General features: G+C 36.4%; 22 protein-coding genes and 1 pseudogene. 15 read left to right on the forward strand and 8 right to left on the reverse strand.

The annotated features are described in order from the left end of the window. Window positions 1-14: 14 nt before the first annotated feature. From ABWU65_RS02335 to ABWU65_RS02350, 4 genes and pseudogenes are all read right to left on the reverse strand, one after another. A complete protein-coding gene (locus tag ABWU65_RS02335) occupies window positions 15-2,648 on the reverse strand; it encodes a hypothetical protein (protein WP_353280225.1) in 2,634 nt (877 codons plus the stop codon). Between the two features lie 149 nt (window positions 2,649-2,797). Next, window positions 2,798-3,568 carry a hypothetical protein gene (locus tag ABWU65_RS02340; protein WP_353280227.1) on the reverse strand — a complete coding sequence of 257 codons (771 nt, stop codon included), beginning with the start codon at window positions 3,566-3,568 and terminating at the stop codon, window positions 2,798-2,800. Between the two features lie 84 nt (window positions 3,569-3,652). After that, window positions 3,653-4,138 (reverse strand): hypothetical protein, encoded by a 486-nt coding sequence (locus ABWU65_RS02345; protein WP_353280229.1) that lies wholly within the window; start codon window positions 4,136-4,138, stop codon window positions 3,653-3,655. 132 nt (window positions 4,139-4,270) lie between these two features. Then, window positions 4,271-4,644: pseudogene (locus tag ABWU65_RS02350) on the reverse strand (ATP-binding cassette domain-containing protein); the annotation flags it as partial. Between the two features lie 270 nt (window positions 4,645-4,914). Here ABWU65_RS02350 and ABWU65_RS02355 point away from each other — a divergent pair. Both ABWU65_RS02355 and ABWU65_RS02360 read left to right on the forward strand, forming a co-directional pair. Further along, the gene (locus ABWU65_RS02355; protein ID WP_353280231.1) at window positions 4,915-5,592 is read left to right on the forward strand and encodes an AAA family ATPase; all 678 of its coding nucleotides are present in this window, start codon (window positions 4,915-4,917) and stop codon (window positions 5,590-5,592) included. Beyond that, window positions 5,573-5,833, forward strand: coding sequence for a hypothetical protein (locus ABWU65_RS02360; RefSeq protein WP_353280233.1), 261 nt, complete (start codon window positions 5,573-5,575; stop codon window positions 5,831-5,833). Before ABWU65_RS02355 ends, ABWU65_RS02360 begins: the two co-directional genes overlap by 20 nt. A 281-nt stretch (window positions 5,834-6,114) precedes the next feature. Here ABWU65_RS02360 and ABWU65_RS02365 read toward each other — a convergent pair whose 3' ends face one another. Further along, a complete protein-coding gene (locus ABWU65_RS02365) occupies window positions 6,115-7,167 on the reverse strand; it encodes a hypothetical protein (RefSeq protein ID WP_353280234.1) in 1,053 nt (350 codons plus the stop codon). Between the two features lie 264 nt (window positions 7,168-7,431). Between ABWU65_RS02365 and ABWU65_RS02370 the strand changes: the two genes are divergently transcribed. From ABWU65_RS02370 to ABWU65_RS02400, 7 genes are all read left to right on the forward strand, one after another. After that, window positions 7,432-7,590, forward strand: a complete 159-nt coding sequence (locus ABWU65_RS02370; protein ID WP_353280235.1) for a hypothetical protein — start codon at window positions 7,432-7,434, stop codon at window positions 7,588-7,590. A gap of 60 nt (window positions 7,591-7,650) precedes the next feature. Continuing rightward, window positions 7,651-8,505 carry a hypothetical protein gene (locus tag ABWU65_RS02375; protein WP_353280237.1) on the forward strand — a complete coding sequence of 285 codons (855 nt, stop codon included), beginning with the start codon at window positions 7,651-7,653 and terminating at the stop codon, window positions 8,503-8,505. A 69-nt stretch (window positions 8,506-8,574) separates the two neighbouring features. Further along, the gene (locus ABWU65_RS02380) at window positions 8,575-8,784 is read left to right on the forward strand and encodes a hypothetical protein (RefSeq protein ID WP_353280238.1); all 210 of its coding nucleotides are present in this window, start codon (window positions 8,575-8,577) and stop codon (window positions 8,782-8,784) included. Between the two features lie 95 nt (window positions 8,785-8,879). Next, window positions 8,880-9,119 (forward strand): hypothetical protein, encoded by a 240-nt coding sequence (locus ABWU65_RS02385; RefSeq protein WP_353280240.1) that lies wholly within the window; start codon window positions 8,880-8,882, stop codon window positions 9,117-9,119. After that, window positions 9,109-9,408, forward strand: a complete 300-nt coding sequence (locus ABWU65_RS02390; RefSeq protein WP_349967877.1) for a type II toxin-antitoxin system RelE family toxin — start codon at window positions 9,109-9,111, stop codon at window positions 9,406-9,408. The genes ABWU65_RS02385 and ABWU65_RS02390 overlap by 11 nt, the downstream gene beginning before the upstream one ends. An 89-nt stretch (window positions 9,409-9,497) precedes the next feature. Then, entirely contained in the window at window positions 9,498-9,716 is a 219-nt protein-coding gene (locus ABWU65_RS02395; RefSeq protein ID WP_006011986.1) for a hypothetical protein, read from the forward strand. Beyond that, window positions 9,707-9,982 (forward strand): type II toxin-antitoxin system RelE family toxin, encoded by a 276-nt coding sequence (locus ABWU65_RS02400; RefSeq protein WP_353280243.1) that lies wholly within the window; start codon window positions 9,707-9,709, stop codon window positions 9,980-9,982. Before ABWU65_RS02395 ends, ABWU65_RS02400 begins: the two co-directional genes overlap by 10 nt. Here ABWU65_RS02400 and ABWU65_RS02405 read toward each other — a convergent pair. From ABWU65_RS02405 to ABWU65_RS02415, 3 genes are all read right to left on the reverse strand, one after another. Continuing rightward, window positions 9,979-10,839 (reverse strand): replicative DNA helicase, encoded by an 861-nt coding sequence (locus ABWU65_RS02405; protein ID WP_353280244.1) that lies wholly within the window; start codon window positions 10,837-10,839, stop codon window positions 9,979-9,981. The two genes, ABWU65_RS02400 and ABWU65_RS02405, sit on opposite strands and share 4 nt — an antisense overlap. A 218-nt stretch (window positions 10,840-11,057) precedes the next feature. Then, on the reverse strand, window positions 11,058-11,342 hold the full coding sequence (locus tag ABWU65_RS02410) for a type II toxin-antitoxin system RelE family toxin (protein ID WP_353280245.1): 285 nt from the start codon (window positions 11,340-11,342) through the stop codon (window positions 11,058-11,060). Continuing rightward, window positions 11,323-11,571, reverse strand: coding sequence for a DUF6290 family protein (locus tag ABWU65_RS02415; RefSeq protein WP_353280246.1), 249 nt, complete (start codon window positions 11,569-11,571; stop codon window positions 11,323-11,325). The genes ABWU65_RS02410 and ABWU65_RS02415 overlap by 20 nt, the downstream gene beginning before the upstream one ends. A 90-nt stretch (window positions 11,572-11,661) precedes the next feature. On the opposite strand from ABWU65_RS02415, the gene ABWU65_RS02420 reads away from it, so the two are divergent. From ABWU65_RS02420 to ltrA, 6 genes are all read left to right on the forward strand, one after another. Beyond that, window positions 11,662-14,190, forward strand: coding sequence for a hypothetical protein (locus ABWU65_RS02420; RefSeq protein ID WP_353280247.1), 2,529 nt, complete (start codon window positions 11,662-11,664; stop codon window positions 14,188-14,190). Window positions 14,191-14,221: 31 nt separating this feature from the next. Further along, window positions 14,222-14,722 (forward strand): hypothetical protein, encoded by a 501-nt coding sequence (locus ABWU65_RS02425; RefSeq protein ID WP_353280248.1) that lies wholly within the window; start codon window positions 14,222-14,224, stop codon window positions 14,720-14,722. Further along, complete coding sequence (locus ABWU65_RS02430; protein ID WP_341816005.1) at window positions 14,722-14,862, forward strand: hypothetical protein; 141 nt, start codon at window positions 14,722-14,724, stop codon at window positions 14,860-14,862. Before ABWU65_RS02425 ends, ABWU65_RS02430 begins: the two co-directional genes overlap by 1 nt. 92 nt (window positions 14,863-14,954) lie before the next feature. Further along, window positions 14,955-15,440, forward strand: a complete 486-nt coding sequence (locus ABWU65_RS02435) for a GNAT family N-acetyltransferase (protein ID WP_353280249.1) — start codon at window positions 14,955-14,957, stop codon at window positions 15,438-15,440. A gap of 598 nt (window positions 15,441-16,038) precedes the next feature. Beyond that, window positions 16,039-16,161 (forward strand): hypothetical protein, encoded by a 123-nt coding sequence (locus ABWU65_RS02440; RefSeq protein ID WP_262986403.1) that lies wholly within the window; start codon window positions 16,039-16,041, stop codon window positions 16,159-16,161. A 43-nt stretch (window positions 16,162-16,204) separates the two neighbouring features. Beyond that, a complete protein-coding gene (ltrA, locus tag ABWU65_RS02445) occupies window positions 16,205-17,449 on the forward strand; it encodes a group II intron reverse transcriptase/maturase (protein ID WP_353280030.1) in 1,245 nt (414 codons plus the stop codon). The last annotated feature ends 393 nt before the right edge of the window (window positions 17,450-17,842 follow it).

Here is a 17,842-nt window from a genome sequence, read left to right on the forward strand (position 1 = left end):
AGATTAAGTTGTGTCTAATACATATTAGCAGAAAAAGAATTATCCCCATTGTCATAGTAAAAGAAAGTCTCATCTTGATTATCATTGGCACCAGGAGAGTAAGATAGTAAATTAGGTATTTTCAGCTTTACTTCCTTATCAGAAGTCCACAGACTCCTATCTAAAGTCTCTTCAGTTTTTGCTAACATCTCAGGAGACTTACCGGTTGAGTTTTTTATCTTACCTTTATAATTTAGATGATCCTTTAGCGTAAAATAATTATAGTCAGCAACCTTGTAACCATTTTTATCTATTATAGAATTTGTTTTATCAGTGATAACCATTGGTGCCTCTAGTTTTGCAACTATATTTTTACCTGCACACTCCTTTAATTTTGCTAACGGAAGATCTAAAATCAAATTAGGACACTTTTCATTCAGAAAAAAGTTTTCACTATTAATAGGACTGCTGTAAGGTAAAGCAGTTGGACAACAAGCACTTTTCTTGATGTCTTGAATCTCATCTCGACATCGTAAACCAGCATTTCCTCTTCCACCTGCTTTATTACACCACATGTTACTAGGTTGAGCAAACGTAAAGTTTATATTTTTTCCACATTCTTGATTCTCTTCACACCAAAAAGTTATACCAAAATTTTCTGCATGATATTGGTTCGGGCTTCCTTGACTAAAATGACTCATGATCTTCTCGTTGTTCATTAAATCAGGGAAAAATTGTTTCAAAAGATCTCTTGTAAACCAAGCAACCTTACCAATATGGCCACCACTTTCTGACTCATATTTTGAAGCATGAATCCCGCAGTTTTTAGGATCAGCATGCTCCTTAGTAATAAGTATACCTTCTATGACTTTTGTATCTCCATCATCATTAATGTTATCATCTTTTTTCTTGCCATTTTTATCATAGCCTTTTTTATCAAAGCCATCCTTATCGTAGCCTTTTCTATTAAAGCCATCCTTATCGTACCCATCCTTGTCGTAGCCTTTTCTATTAAAGCCATCCTTATCGTACCCATCCCTATCGTAGCCATCCTTGTCGTAGCCTTTTCTATTAAAGCCATCCTTATCGTACCCATCCCTATCGTAGCCATCCTTGTCGTAGCCTTTCCTATCAAAGTCATCCTTGTTGTGACCTTTCCTATCGTAGCCATCCTTGTCGTAGCCTTTTCTATTAAAGCCATCCTTATCGTACCCATCCCTATCGTAGCCATCCTTGTCGTAGCCTTTCCTATCAAAGTCATCCTTGTTGTGACCTTTCCTATCGTAGCCATCCTTGTCGTAGCCTTTTCTATTAAAGCCATCCTTATCGTACCCATCCCTATCGTAGCCATCCTTGTCGTAGCCTTTTCTATTAAAGCCATCCTTATCGTACCCATCCCTATCGTAGCCATCCTTGTCGTAGCCTTTCCTATCAAAGTCATCCTTGTTGTGACCTTTCCTATCGTAGCCATCCTTGTCGTAGCCTTTTCTATTAAAGCCATCCTTATCGTACCCATCCTTGTCGTAGCCTTTTCTATTAAAGCCATCCTTATCGTACCCATCCCTATCGTAGCCATCCTTGTCGTAGCCTTTCCTATCAAAGTCATCCTTGTTGTGACCTTTCCTATCGTAGCCATCCTTGTCGTAGCCTTTTCTATTAAAGCCATCCTTATCGTACCCATCCCTGTCGTAGCCATCCTTGTCGTAGCCTTTTCTATTAAAGCCATCCTTATCGTACCCATCCCTGTCGTAGCCATCCTTGTCGTAGCCTTTTCTATTAAAGCCATCCTTATCGTACCCATCCCTGTCGTAGCCATCCTTGTCGTAACCTTTTCTATCAAAGCCATCCTCATCGTAGCCCTTTCTGTCAAAGCCATTCCTGTCGTAACCTTTTCTATCAAAGCCATCCTCATCGTAGCCCTTTTTGTCAAAGCCATTCCTGTCGTAACCTTTTCTATTGAAGCCATCCTCATCGTAGCCTTTTCTATCAAAGCCATCCTCATCGTAGCCCTTTCTGTCAAAGCCATTCCTGTCGTAACCTTTTCTATTGAAGCCATCCTCATCGTAGCCTTTTCTATCAAAGCCATCCTCATCGTAGCCCTTTCTGTCAAAGCCATTCCTGTCGTAACCTTTTCTATCAAAGCCATCCTCATCGTAGCCCTTTCTGTCAAAGCCACTCCTGTCGTAACCTTTTCTATTAAAGCCATCCTTATCGTAGCCATTCCTGTCGTAACCTTTTCTATTAAAGCCATCCTCATCGTAGCCTTTTCTATCAAAGCCATTCCTGTCGTAGCCTTTTCTATCAAGGCCATCCTCATCGTAGCCCTTTCTGTCAAAGCCATTCCTGTCGTAACCTTTTCTATTAAAGCCATCCTCATCGTAGCCCTTTCTGTCAAAGCCATTCCTGTCGTAACCTTTTCTATTGAAGCCATCCTCGTCGTAGTCACCTATACATCTGTTGTCTTTCTGTTTATGACTTATCTGATTCTTTACTTCTCGCTTTATTTTCTTCTCCAGTTCATGCTCAATACATTCATTATCACATCTATACCTACTGTTTCTTTTACATTCTTCTTCGGAAATATTAACCACTACTGGCATATCACATACTCCAAATGGCAGACAACAAGCATCACCTCTGCTATATTTATTAGGATAATTTTTCAACATAGTATTACTTTCTGGATAAACTACAAAATTAATTAACAATTACAAACATAATTATCTATATAAAGCCATAAAACATTTATAAAGACATTTTATGTTACCTATCTTTTTTCAAAAAAATGCCATTTCTTCAATGTGAAATCGATAAAGTATCACACTAGGTCATTACTGCAATTATAGTAAAAAGAAATCTCTTTTTGACTATCAACAACACTATAAGGGAACTCTTTCCCAATATTCTCAGGAGTATTTAATACCTCTGACTCATCAGAAGTGAAATCACTATGTCCTCTGCACTGATTATTCTTAGTGCATCCATTCTTATCATAACCCTCTTTATCATAACCTCTTCTATTGTATCCATCTTCATCATAACCCTCTTTATTATAGCCACCCCTGTCATAACCCTCTTTATCATAACCATCTTCATCATAACCATCTTCATCATAACCATCTTTATCATAACCCTCTTTATCATAACCATCTTTATTATAGCCATCTTTATTATAGCCATCTTTATTATAGCCACCCTTGTCATAACCATCTTTATTATAGCCACCCTTGTCATAACCCTCTTTATCATAACCCTCTTTATTATAGCCACCGTTGTCATAACCCTCTTTATTATAGCCATTCTTATCATAACCCTCTTTATTATAGCCATTCTTATCATAACCCTCTTTATCATAGCTATCCTTGTCACCATCACTGCCTTTACCATGTTTAGGGTCTATCTTATTCTTTATTTTCTCTTGTATTTTGTTTTTCTTAATATCTTTATTGTTTCTGTAATCTTCATTATTTTCTCTCCTGAAAATGTTGATTATCAGTGGAGTATTGTAAGTGTCATGTACTCCAAATGGCCAATAATTTATATAGTTCTTATTTTGCTGAAATAAATAAGAAAAGTTATTTTTTTTCATTGTGCACCTCAATTAATAAATTTTGATTGTCAAAAATTAATTACAAGCAGAGGTGAAATGAATATCCACCTCTGTAATATACCTCTAGAAGATAATTGCAATATTATCTTCTACCGGTATTTGTGCATCCATAAAGTACAGATTTTCTGGATTTGGAGTTTCTTGGTCTTTATCTACTTTCTCTTCATTTTCTTTTTTTGTCTCTATTACGGCGGAATTGATTGCATCTACGCATTTTTGACATCTATCCTCTTCACATTTTCCTTCGAGTTTACCCTTTCCATCAATTTTAAGATTGTGTTTAGCTGAACTTATAGTTTCGATACAGTCTTTAAGTTTTAATCCAGTAAGTTCACCAGTAGAAGTATTTCTCATCTCACCATTTTTGTCAACTCCTATTGTAAGAGAATCGAGATTAAGAGGTTCAGGTTCAGGTTCACCACCCGGACAAGGCGGTATATTTATGTTAACAATGGTAGAAGATGGCTCACAGCAAGGGAGGTGATGGTATTGTGGAATAACCCCAGGGAAGCCACAGTGTCCCATATTAGGTAGGTAATTGTAGTACATAATAATCTCCTAAAATAATATATTCTTATTATAGAATAATTTGGTAAAAAAAATAATAATTAGAATGTCAGATATAATATACCAGCCAACAGAGACTTCCTTTCAATTTCTACTGTGTCTTCACCAATTTTGTATACAGTCCATCGTATACGCACTGACAGCTGCTTGCCTTGCTTTTTCATATTCAGCATCAGGTTTACCATATAGTATATTTTCCATTCTTGAACAAGAAAACATCATGTGATCTTGTGGTACTAAACCAAACAATGACCGGAGGTCATTTAGCGCAATTGATTTGATGTCATGCCCATCGATAGTAATCCTGCAGTAATGCTGCCTTTACTTGGATCGTAAAAACGGAGCAAAAGCTTTAAAATGGTGCTCTTTCCACTATCAGATGGTCCAACAATTGATACTGATTGGCCGACCTCTATAGAAAATGATACATTATTTAATGCTGCCCTATCAGAATAAAAAAATGTTACATCGTTAAACGAAATTCCTTTTTAAACACTAACCTTACCCAGAAAAAGTAGACAGGTAGTTAAGACGTTTTTGGAGAACGGTGCTAAAAACACTCGAGCAAAAGCACCTTTTTCTTGTTTGAGTGTTTGTGATCTTTAGTTATTCACAGAATTGTTGATTATTCAGTGAATAATCCTCTTTTTCTTCTTTGTGACATACTGACATACTGACATACTGACATACTGACATACTGACATACTGACACATTGACACATTGACATCATAGTGAGATTAAAGTTCGAAGGTCTTCTATGTTGATAGTTGTTGGTGGTCAAAAAGGTGGTTGTGGAAAAACAACCATAGCTACAAATATAACAACGATGCGTGTTATCAAAAAAGTGGATGTTCTTCTCTATGATATTGATCCTCAAAGAACAGCTACTCTGTGGGCTTCTCGTCGAGATGAGAATAGTGATTTACTAAGAGTTAGCAGTAGTCAAAAGGTCCTAGACAAACGAACGATTAATGTTGGTACGGTAATTAGAAATGAATTACGAGCCTTACAGTCGAAATATCAAGATATTGTTGTTGACGCAGGTGGTGCTGATAATGAAGCGTTAAGAGCTGCTTTGTCATTAGCTGACTTAGCTATATTTCCTATTGTTCCTTCTGAGTTTGATATGTGGACATTTGAAACTCTGAGCAACTTGGTTGCTAGTGTTCCAGGGAATCTAAGCGCAAAAGTGTTACTTAATAGAGTGAGTACTAATCCAGTTACAGCTAAAAAAGAAATCGAAGACTGTGATGATTTCTTAAGTGATTTTGATAACCTAACGAGGTGTGATAATTTCTTAAGTGAACGAGTTGCAGTTCGGCGTGCTTCTGGCAAAGGTATGGCTATTGTTGAGTATAAACCAGCCGATACAAAGGCAATTGAGGAAATGGAGTCTGTTTACAAAGAGGTTTTAAATGTCCAAGTTAATGTCTAAAAGGATTCCCAAGGTTTCAGAAAGCAGATTGGATGAAACTCCTAGTAACTCTACGATAGGTTGTACAAGGGATGATCAATGGGCAAATGCTTTCATAAAAAAAATGGAGCAAACGCATAGACTTACGGTAAGATTGCCGCTTAATTTGCATCAGGAATTAAGAAAAATAGCATTTGAAACTAAAACTAGTAGCACTGCTATCATAGTAGAAGCAATAAGAAAGTACTTAAACTGTGAATAACCTCTCTATAACTCTTTCTTCCTTTATAGTGATAATATAGGGGTACTTTCGACTTCTTTAATAAGAATATACTATAAAAACTATAATATAAGCTTTTACATATTGTATTGTGAATAACTTTTTTAAAATTAAAGAAAAATGAAAGGATTTTATTCTACTATTTTTTAAGTAAAAACAATTTCCTAATACTAAAACTAATATAATTGTCGCACTTTTCGTTGTTTTTTTCAATTAAGCATAAAGGGGGGCACTTCAGGGCGAAACTTTACCATTTTTAGTTTTTATCCAGGTGGCCCAACTCCTTGTAGCTCGCAGAGTTTGTCGTAATCTTTCAGAACATCAAACGGATTTTCTCTAAGGCAAGATAGTATATATTCTACCTCCCTCATTACTTTCTTTCTGTTTTTGACGTATTTCTTCGTGAATAAAAACGAAAAATGCCGGCGCGCGATCAAGAAAAAGTCTTTCTCCGTGTCGACACCTATTTTGATCATTCTATCTTTGAACCTGTTGAAAAGAAGTTTTAGCCGGCGCTGCAGCTCTTTCCTGATGTATATCTCAAGAGAAGCTCCTCCTCGCTCGCTCAGCAGCCTGATGCGATACAGATTCGATCCCTGGACCGTTCTGAATATTTGATATACTTCCTCTGGCGCTACTCCTTTCTTCAGCAGCTCTTCCTCTCTCTCTTCACTTGTGTTTTTTATTATCAAATCTATGTGGTGGTCCACTTTTTCTTTCATGCTCATCTTGCTGTAGAGATGTTCATCGAAGGTGATGAATAAATTACAAATATATACCTTTATTGATATAAATTCACAGTGATTCTTGAACTTCTTCAGAACTTTTTCTATTGCTTTCTCTCTAATTGCGAGCACATCCGGTGCTTTCGATGTTTTTAAATCGCGAAACTTCTCTTTTACTACTCTGACAAAGTATTTTTCCGCCGCTTTTTGCGCTGAACTGGAAAAAATTTTCTTTGCTTTGTGTGGACTAAAAGCCTCTAAAAGATAAGTACTATGTTCCGGAGGAACAGAAGTGCCATTTTTAAACCATCTCACTTCCTTGTTTTTTAAAACTTGCAGTAGTTCACTGCCAGTGAGACGCGTTTCATCGTCGAAAGTTCTCGTCGGAAGTTTGCGCTCAATTGACTTCTCTCGCGCTTTTATTCGCCTTCTAGAGCCTATTTGCGCCTGCACATGCTTGCTGTTTACATTAACTATGTGAATGCTTCCTCGTATGCTGAAGTTGTGATAGACATAATGATGCGAAGTCAAGCTTTTTTTTGCTTGACTCTTTTTTTCGTTTTGGTACTCTTTATTTTGATTTCCTTTCATAGGATGTTAGTAGTTTTTTTTGTTGGCGCTTGAATTCTACTAAAAAATAAAATGAGTGTAAAGGGCAGAGGTGCCCTTTACACAAATTCCCTTAAATTTTAAGCTTGATTTCTACTAGAAATGGTATGCTATAGCATATTCTATACCATGTAAAGAATATTAATTTTTCGTTATTTATCATAAAAATTTAAAGTTAAAGGGTTGACTTAGCATATTCCGTAATGTCATAATAAATTTATTGTGGCATTAAATACGGGGGTTAGTATGTTAAATGCTTTAAGAAAATCAATTTGGTCAAGTAAAAAGAAGTTTGGGGAAACTTTAGTTCCACTTTTTCTTGATAAGGGTTTTAGTAGAAATTCTGTAAGTGACTTTATTCCTGGTAATACACATGGCTATCACTTTTCAGATAAGGATTCGTAGGAGAAATTTTCTTCTGGTTATTTTCATGTTGATATGCTGGGCAATGGCAAATTGTATGATATGAATTATCGTAAACGTCCTATAATTACGGGATTTGTTACAGATGAAACAAAAAAAGAAGTATTAAGAAAAATAAAAGATAGCGGTTTAAAACTAAAATTTTTATGTCTTGAACAACATGTAGATGAAAATGGAGTTGCTTTTCCTTCCATAAGGCTTGAGTGGTTTGAAGGTAAAAAAGAAATCAACTTGCTAGACTTTTTGAGTGGTAAATCATGCAATGAACTAGGTATTACAACAGTTACTCTTTGCTCTCCTGACGATAATAAAACGAGAGGAATACGTTTGTCCCTTTGTGAGGATGGAACAAGAATATATGAGGTAGCTCATGATTCATATGAAATGACTATAAATTGGGAAGTTGAAGGAAAAGAATGTAAGATCAAAGTTCTTATTCATTCTGACAAGCCTGTCGAGTTTATTGAAAGAAATGGTATTACTGAAGAACAGTTGCAAGCAAATACAGAGGTAATATTAGGTCCTCAAGGTAAAGCAAAGCCTTTGTATGAAGCGTTAGCGTCACAATTGCAACAAGAAAGTTCTGAGGAGGTAAAGCTTTTATCTGAAGGAGCTAATAAAGTAGAGGATTTTATAGCAAAAAGTCCAGAGGCAAGGTTTGCACTTAAAGAATTGGGCTCACAGGTGCAGCAGGAAAAATATCCTGAAAAAGAGTTAGAGCAATTAGGAGGTTCATGGGGAAGGCTTTTACCGCATATGCCAGATCCGACTAAATGGGATATTTCAGAAGTTGTGGATCAACTTGGAGGTCCTTCTACAGATTTAAGAGAAGTGAAAAATACATTATTACTTAAAAAAGGTTTAATATCTGAGAAAACACTAAATCAACTGGGATAGTAACTTGCCAAAGTATTATGTTTTACTGTATACTAGTTTAGTATTCTTTATAGCTTTAAGGGTTTAATTATGAAAGATTTTAAAAGAAATGATGAGAGTACCTCGTGTTCAAAGTATAATCAAAAAATTTCTGAGACACAGGAAGAGAAAAACGCAAGGTTTGTTATGGAAGGGAAGCTTTCTCTGAGAGAGCTAGAACAGTTAGGGGGTTCATTACCTTCTTCGTTCGTGAATTCAAGCACATACTTTGCTTTACAGACTTCGAGCAAATCAAAGTAGTTTAACCATAAAGATCTCTTCTAAGTTTAGGAGAGATCTTTATTGAAAAATTCAGGAAAATGTTGTATAATTACTGATAAACTTCGGTAAAACTTATGGCGGATTCAAGGATTAATGTAACTTTCAGTCATGAAACCTCAGGGTGTCTTGCTGATTTAGCTAAAGCTACTAAGAAACCTGTTCAAGAATTAGCAGAAAAGTTAATTAGAAGAGCGATTGACGAAGTGGAAGATATTGCACTATCTCAAATTGTTGATGAATGTGATACTCCAGATATGGATATGATTAGAAGTAAGGACATAGACTGGAATACAGTTCTAAAAGATGGAGCATAAGCTCAAATACGATATTATCTATTCAAAAAATATTCTTAAGAAAGATCTTCCACGCATCTCAAAAGAAATAAGGTCAAGTATCATAAAAGCCATAGAAGAGCGACTGGCAGTTGATCCAATGAAATTTGGTAAACCGTTATATGGTAACTTCAAAGGACACAGAAGGGTAAGAGTTGATGATTACCGCATTGTCTATCGTGTGGACGTTATAGAATACAAAGTAATTATTGTTTCAATAAAGCACAGAAGTGTTGTTTATAAGCAAACAAAGTTATCAGATTTATTATAAGTCAAAGATCTCTTCTAAGTTTAGGAGAGATCTTTATTGAAAAATTCAGGAAAATGTTGTATAATTACTGATAAACTTCGGTAAAACTTATGGCGGATTCAGGAATCAACGTAACTTTCAACAGTGAAATTTCAGAGTGTCTTGCTGGGCTGGCTAAAATAAGAAACAAGCCCGTTAAAAAGCTAGTAGAGGAGCTGATGCAAGAAGCAATTGAAAATGAGGAAGATAAAATATTAATTGAACGTGCTGCTGAACTTAATGTTCCAGGTGCAGAAACAGTTGATCTAAAAGACGTCAAGTGGGACTAAAGCGCTATAAGATTAAGTTCCTAAAAAATGTTAGTAAGAAAGATCTACCAGCTCTTCCAAAAACAATAAAGTTAAGAATTGAAGAAATAGTAAAAGAACGCCTTACAGTTAACCCAATTGATCTTGGTGAATCGTTGCGTTACAAACTCAAAGGACACAGAAGAATAAGAACTGGCGATTATCGTATTATGTATCATGTAAATGCTGCAAAATATGAAGTAACCATTGTTTCAATAAAACACAGGAAAGACATTTACGAATCCTAGATTAATATCCTACCAGTATTAACTTGATAAGGAACTGTAACTTTGCCGGTTGAGCCACTTCTGTTCTTTGCAACGTTTATCTCCAGTTCGTTATTGGAGCCTATTTTATAGTAGCTGTCTCTGTAGAGCAGCAAAACTATGTCAGCGTCTTGTTCGATGCTCCCTGACTCTCTTAGGTCTGCTAATTGCGGTCTTTTGTTTTGCCTTTCTTCTACTCTGCGACTAATTTGTGATAGCGCGACAACAGGAACTGCAAAGTCTTTAGCGATGTTCTTTAATGTTCTGCTGATTTCTGTCACTTCAAGCGTTCTGTTCTCTGTTCTTCCTGATCCTCTAAGCAGTTGCAAGTAGTCAATGTAGATGCATTTGATGCTGTGTTTATCACAGATTGATGCGATCTTTCTCCTCAGCACATTTAAATCCATACTTCCTGAACTATCGACAAGGAGATTTAAGAAAGCAAGCTCACTCAATCCTTGGTACAGAAGCTCCATATTCTTGTTTTTAATGATAGTGTTGACTGTCTCATTGACTTTGATGCTGATTATTCTGTTGATGAGTTGATTGGCTGACATCTCAAGCGAGAAGAAGCAGACATATTCGTGGTCATTTAAGAGCTTTGCGGCCTCTAGAGCCATGTGTAGTGCTATTGAGGTCTTACCAATTGAAGTGCGTGCTGCAAGCACAGAGAGCTCTCCTTCCTTGAAGCCACCTGTAAGCTCCTTTATTCCTGTTGTTATTCCCTCTATTTCGTCGGGGTTTGCTAGCCGTTTATCGATGTAGTCTCTGTAGTCTTTGAGATAATCAAATATTGGCCTTACGTCCTCATCGACCCTGAGCCCTCCTTCCTGATCCATTCTTCACCTAAAACCTGAGGCTCCTCAAACTCAAGATCTTGTTTTCGTCGCCTCTCCCAATGAGTTATATTATATTATATATAAATAATATAATATAACTTATAGTGGGGGGTACCCAAAAAAATAGTTATTTTTGAGCTGAGCAAAGCCGCCTAAGGTGAAGAATGGATCAGGAAGAAGGGCTGTATAATTAAATATACTATGCTTATAGGAAGGTTCTAACTTTTATAGATGTATTCTCTATGCTCTATTGCAGTAATTATTACCGTACGTTCTAATTTACTTATCCTGTAAACCAAACGATAATCACCAGATCGTATTCTACGATGTCCTTTGAACTCACCGAGCAAGGGATCTCCTGCCTTTTCAGGAGAAAGCGCAAGACGCTCTTTTACAATTTCTTTTATCCTTGACCATATTGTCTTTGGAAGGTTTGGAATGTCTTTGTGAACTACATTTTCTTCATAGCAGATTAAATACTTATCACCAGTTGATATCTTCATGCCTGATGAATTTTGCATTTCGAGTGTCGCGTTGAATAGCGAGTTTGGCTATTGCCATATCTTCTTCATTTTCAATTGCTTCTTGTATGAATTGCTCTGCTAGTTCTTGAACTGATTGATTTTTTACTTTAGCTAGACGAGCAAGGTTTTTTAAAACTTTTTCACTAATATTAAGACCTGAATCAGTCATAAGTTTACCGATTTCTACTACTGCACGATTATACAACATTTTCATGAAATTTTCAATAAAGAATTATATTGACAGATTATGGTAGGTTGAGTATACAGAGTCATTGGCTTTTGCTGATGCTCGGGAGAAATGACACAGAAGTTAATACTAAGTATAGTATTGCAAGACATTATTAGGAATAGGGAAGGTATGCCAGCCGCTGGCTACTGGATGTATTTCTATGACAAGAAAAGCCCCACAACTCTTCGTCATGCCTATTACAAAAACCAAGCAGGAAATGTCGTACCAGCACCAAATCCTCTGCAACTTGATGAAAATGGTGCATTGCCCCACAAACTCTACTATTTCGTTGACGTAGATGACCCCGAAGATCGTTACATCGTAGAGCTGAAGTGCTGTTACGGCAATGCTGCAGCTCCTGAGATTGTTTTTACTGATCTACCTTACTTTCAGGAGCAGCGCAGCGCTGATTCGACTAGCGCTATAATATCTGATAATTTGTTTATCGATGGGCAGTTTAATATTGGTCTGCAAATTGATGATCGAGGGCAGGGACCTGGCTATGTTTCACCTCTGTTTTCACAAGTGCCAATTGCTGGACTTTCATGGCAGTTTGTAAGAACTTATGCTGATTCAGTTGCGATGCAGGATAGAACTGATGTCGATAGGGTTTTCATTAAGGACATTACTGAAGCTGAACGCATCAATGAAGGCAATCCTCGTTTTTATTTAAATGTTATTTGTGAAAAGCCTAATGAGAAAAATTCGCCTCTTGAGAAAGCGATAGTATTTAAGCATTCTAATGCTTTGTGGAATGCAATTTCCGGAACATTTAGGCTCAAGTTCTATGCTTGGAAAGGTGGTGATAATCTAGTTGTTAAATTAATAGCAGTTCGTGATTTTGGTGCAAAGTCGTCAACACCGCCTAAATCTCATATAGTGGATGAATTTTTAATTGATTCTGATTCACCAAAAGTTTATGACACTCGTTTAAATTTAATTGACTTTGTCATCCCTTCTGATATTGGTGATGATCAGAGTTTGACGTTGAAGTTTTTATTGCCGAAAGATCGGACATTTAATTTTAAAGCAACGAACTTTTATTGCGCAGAAGTTTCAGCGCCAATTTCAGCTATTGATTTTAAATATCCAACAGAAAATTCTGATTTGGCAAAATCTCATTTATTATTCTCGTCGTTTAAAGCAAATAAATACAGCATTGATAACAATTACAATGAGCTAGTTTTTGCAATTGATGGTCTTAAGTTTGTTGATAATATCGGTGAACTAGTTTCCTATCCAAAAGGGGCAAAAGTTGATGAGGGAAAAATAAATCTTCTCAAGTGCGATGGTCGCACCCTTGATTCAAGAGAAATGAGTCCGCTCGGCATTGAATACAAAAGGCTCTATGAGAAGCTCGATCATGCACCAGTGACATTTGATATGCTGCAAACCAAGGATATTCCAAATTGGTTTAATGCGATCTCCAGTGAGTACATTAAAAGGTTTGTTCTAAACAATAAAGTTAAAGTTGCTTTTGATGGAAAAGGAACAGTGAATGGAGAGCCAGAAGGTGACGATATTGGTCATCTGTGGCTGGAGACTACGTTTCATGCTAATGAGGCTGTGAACTATGATTTTCAGTATGTTGCAGCAGAAAATGTTACTACTTGTTGCCATTCGTTTGATATTAGTACTGGTTATCTAAGTAATGATTTTGTAGTGACTGGTGATGGTGTGAGAGAGTTAAGATTTGCGGATTCTCAGATTAATCTTTCAGGTTATTTTCAGTCTGTATATAAATCTTCTATGATTTATAAAAAATACCAAGAAGGTATTATAACTTACAAGAAGGGTATTGATGTAGTAACTAAAAAGACTAAGGCAAATTACTCTGTTAAAAAAGGATTTTTTTATTTAACTATAAATCTTGATTATCTTGAGTCTTATGGTCCACGTTCTCTTTATAATCCAGTTTATTTTAACAGAAGAGTTTATGATATTGCTTTTCCTTTAGTGATACCGTCAATCAGTGCTACTTTTTTCCAAGAACCTTATCAAGGAAGAGATAAGTATTATTACGGTAAATCACAAAATTATTTTTTGTTTTCACCGTGGCATGTAGATTCGATGTCTACAATATGTGGTTCATATCTTGTTTCTTCCTTTGAGCCATATGAGATTAAACTTCGTAATAATAATTCTCAAAACCTATTAGTAAAATCATGGGGTAATCATGTTATTTACAAGCAAAAAGCGGAGGAGGCAAGAACACCAGGAAAGCCAAATGTGCTATTTGCTGAGAAAAACTCGGTGATAACCTACGCTATGCAGCATAAAGCGCTGTTCACGCAGAGATGCCTCTATGTGATCAAATTTAAAGAAGTGAAAGCAGGAGACTTTATCGGTCTTAAAACTTATGACAATTTAAATACTGGTAACAATTTTGATATGGTTATTTGGTGGAGTGTGGGTGGCGAAGGAAAAGCACCAACTGATGTTACTGCCAGAGAATTTAGAGAAATCAAAGCAACCAAGGAGACAACACCAGAAGAGCTCGCAGATATGATTGCAAGTGACATTAACAACAAGGGAACAACGATGTTCAATGTTCCAACTATTAATGACAAAAATTATGACTACTACATTAGGTACTAATATGAAATAAAATTTTAAATAGGAGAAAAACATGAATGAAATAAATAATGAAATTAATGATGATTTCTATGCAGAAAGTGTAGAAAAAACAAAAAGCATTCTTGATGAGGCGATAGCCAAGGGGCATACGATCAGCGATGATGATCGTCAAACTCTAGAGATGGTAAAAGCCAATGAGCAGTTTGCTGAAAAAGTTCTAAATGGTGAAGATTATCAGGATCTACAAGATTTTTGCGATACACTCACTGTCAGCAAAGTTCGCTATATCAACGAGCAGATAGCAAAAGGCAAAAATAAGACTTCTTTTGTTAAAAAGATAGCTGACATTGCCAAAGATGGTAAGTTAGCAGAGGAACTGCGTAGTAAGCCACTGTCTAAATTTAAAGAAGAAGTGGGCAGCTTAAAAGAGGGGCTACACAAAAGTAGTAAAGCAACTGCGATACCAACTAATTACCAGCATAGCAATGTGCCAAATGACTTCGAAGAAGAGTTCAAAGAAGTACAAAATTATTTTCGCACTAGGGGGTACTGATGCCTATTACCTCAGATTCAACTTATTACAGAACAACGCTACTCTCGCAAAGGCTTATTGAAATAGTACTCTTTTCAAGTCCACTGCTCGCTTTTACTGGCTCTGGGGCTGATGATATTCCAAATCGTTACTTTGAGTAAGGTCACTTTATTCTGTTGATTAAGTAAATAGATTATGTATATTAAAATTTTTAACTAGCGTTATGTGCTTTAAGTTTACGGTATCTCATACAATGCCGGAGGATTCTGAGAAACTAGTTGAGTATCTTAATGAAGTAGGAGGAGAAACTGATAACCTTTCATTTAAGCAAGATGAATTTCATTATAGTACTGAAGAAGAGAAGGACTTTATAGAGAGTGTGTTACGGAACAAAAATGGGGTAATGCTTGTAGCAAAGGATAAGTCAGGTAACATTGTTGGTGAAAGCACTTGTATTTCTAATGGAAGGCGTTCTAGCCATGTTTTCACTCTAGGGTTAACTGTAAAGAAAAAATATTGGGGAAAAGGAATAGGTACAACCATGATAGAACAAGTTATAAACAGATGCCTAAAATTAAAGTGTGAAAAGATAATGTTACAAGTATTTCATACTAACATTAGGGCAATAAAGTTATATAAAAAATTGGGCTTTAAGTTAGAAGGAACACTAAAAAAAGATGCTAAAATAAATAATACCTATGTTGATGCTTACGTAATGTGTAAATTTTTGGAGGTGTAAAAAATAGAAAACTTTTTTAAAATACAGTCTATTATTCCTGAAATATCTGACAAATTTAAATTTAAGGTAAGTAGTATCTTTGGAACAAATTTAAAGTTTGCTTTTATTTTTGGTGGGCTTGCCAAAGGATATGCTCGAGATTTTAATCACGATATTGATATGTTTGTGTGTTTAAAGAGTAGGGATTCAAATCAAGAAGAAGCTTTTAAAGAATTCTAGTGTGCCGTAGAGACACAAAGACTGTTCAGAAAAGAACAAGCTGAGTGCAAAAGCTACGCAACAGATGAGGGTGGGCCCCTTGAAGCCAGTTTACAAGAGCAGGCTTCAAACAACCATAAGCTGCTTTGGTAAAGAGCCAAGGTAGTGAGCGTTATGGAAAAGGCACAATTATGTGTCATGTGTGAAATAGAGAGATGAACGAAAGTGAACCACTGAACACGTGTCGAAACTTAATGCGATGATGTCAAAACCAGGTGCGTAGAATTCACTTGGGATAAACCTATCGGGAGCTTGTTTACTGGGTAGGTGGCGTCCGGCATAGAGGTGGCATGAATCTATTTCAGGCTATTGTGTGGAACTGCGGGAACCTGTCGTTTCGATGATAAGGGAGAAATCCAAAGAGCTGATCTCTGAGGGTGAGAGTACCGATGCGAAAAACAGGGACGGATCAGCTCGTAGTAGTGAAGAAGTTTCTGTAATGGAAATGGAGCGAAGGGGCTGAGTTATTTAGTTTTAATTATTTATCAACCGAAAGGGAGGAGTTAATGAATAAAACAAAGTCTTTTGATATACCAAAGCAACTTATTTGGAAAGCTTATAAACAAGTATCGAAAAATAAAGGAGCGGCAGGTGTAGATGGGGTCTCGATAACAAAGTTTGAGGAAAATCTAAAAGATAATCTATACAAATTATGGAATCAGATGTCATCCGGAAGTTATTTTCCAGAGCCAGTAAAAGCTGTTGTAATACCAAAAGCTACAGGAGGAGAGAGAATATTAGGCATCCCTTCAGTAACAGATAGGATAGCACAAACAGCTGCCACAATGTATCTTGAGCCGTTGGTAGACCAGAAGTTTCATGAAGATTCGTATGGCTATAGACCAAACAAATCTGCACTGGACGCGGTAAGTACGACTTGCAAGAGATGCTGGAAGAATGATTGGACGGTAGATCTGGATATATCTGGATTTTTCGACAATTTGGATCACGAGTTAGCATTGGAAGCAATCAAGAAGCATACAGACTGCAAATGGGTCATACTGTACGTTGAACGGTGGATGAAAGTCCCTATTCAGCAAGCAGATGGTAGTAAGGTAGTTAGGGATAAAGGAGTTCCGCAAGGAGGTTCGATAAGCCCTATAATTTCGAACATATTTATGCATCATGTATTTGATATGTGGATGAGACAAAACTATCCAACCATGCCATTTGAGAGGTATGTAGACGACGCGATAGTACACTGCAAAACTCAGAAGCAGGCGGAATTTATCAAGGTAATGATCGGAAAAAGATTGGCTGAGTATAAGCTAAAACTACATCCTGAGAAGACACAAATAGTGTACTGTAAGGACCACTACAGGAAGGGCGAATTTCCCAAACAAAGCTTTGATTTTCTAGGCTACACTTTTAGACCTAGGTTAGCAAAGAACAAAGTTAAGGGTTATAGAGTCTTATTTATGCCTGCAATTAGCAACAAAGCCAAGAAAAAGATCCACCAAGCTATAAAATCATGGAAAATACACAGGCAAACATCTACAACCATGGAGGAGATATCAAAGAAAGTAAATCCCATAGTCAGAGGCTGGTTTCAGTATTATGGCAGGTTTTATAAATCAGAGATGCATCCAACTCTCAGAAATATAGAGAGATACCTAATAAAGTGGGCTAGGAAAAAATATAAGAAACTTCGAGCTCATGGAAGACTAGCGAGCCAATTTCTAGGAAAGGTGAGAAAAAGGTCTCCAAATATTTTCTACCACTGGGAACTAGGACAAGGATCAAAAGGCTAAATAATGGGAGCTGTGTGAGCTGAGAGGTTCATGCACAGTTCTGCGAGAGACTGGTGGGGAAGTTCCGCCGGTCTACTCTCCCCATTATCTAAAGCCTCATCATTAAACTTCTCATAAAACAATACAATACTCATAACTTCTCTTAATTACTTAATTATATTAAGAGTATAATAATATTATTAATATGTCAATATTTCTATTATTATATTAACCTATATTATTTATTAATACGTAATTCTTATCTCATCATTAAATAAGTAATACTGCAAAGTTGTGGAATAAAAGTTAATGAATTTACTTTTTAGGCAGAGCTCTAATATTATAGATCTTTAATAGTATAATCTTCCCATTTGTCCACTCTGGGCCATGTACGATTAGTAGAAGAAAATAAAT

The sequence above is a fragment of the Wolbachia endosymbiont (group B) of Silvanus unidentatus genome (assembly GCF_964028615.1).
Taxonomy (GTDB): Bacteria; Pseudomonadota; Alphaproteobacteria; order Rickettsiales; family Anaplasmataceae; genus Wolbachia.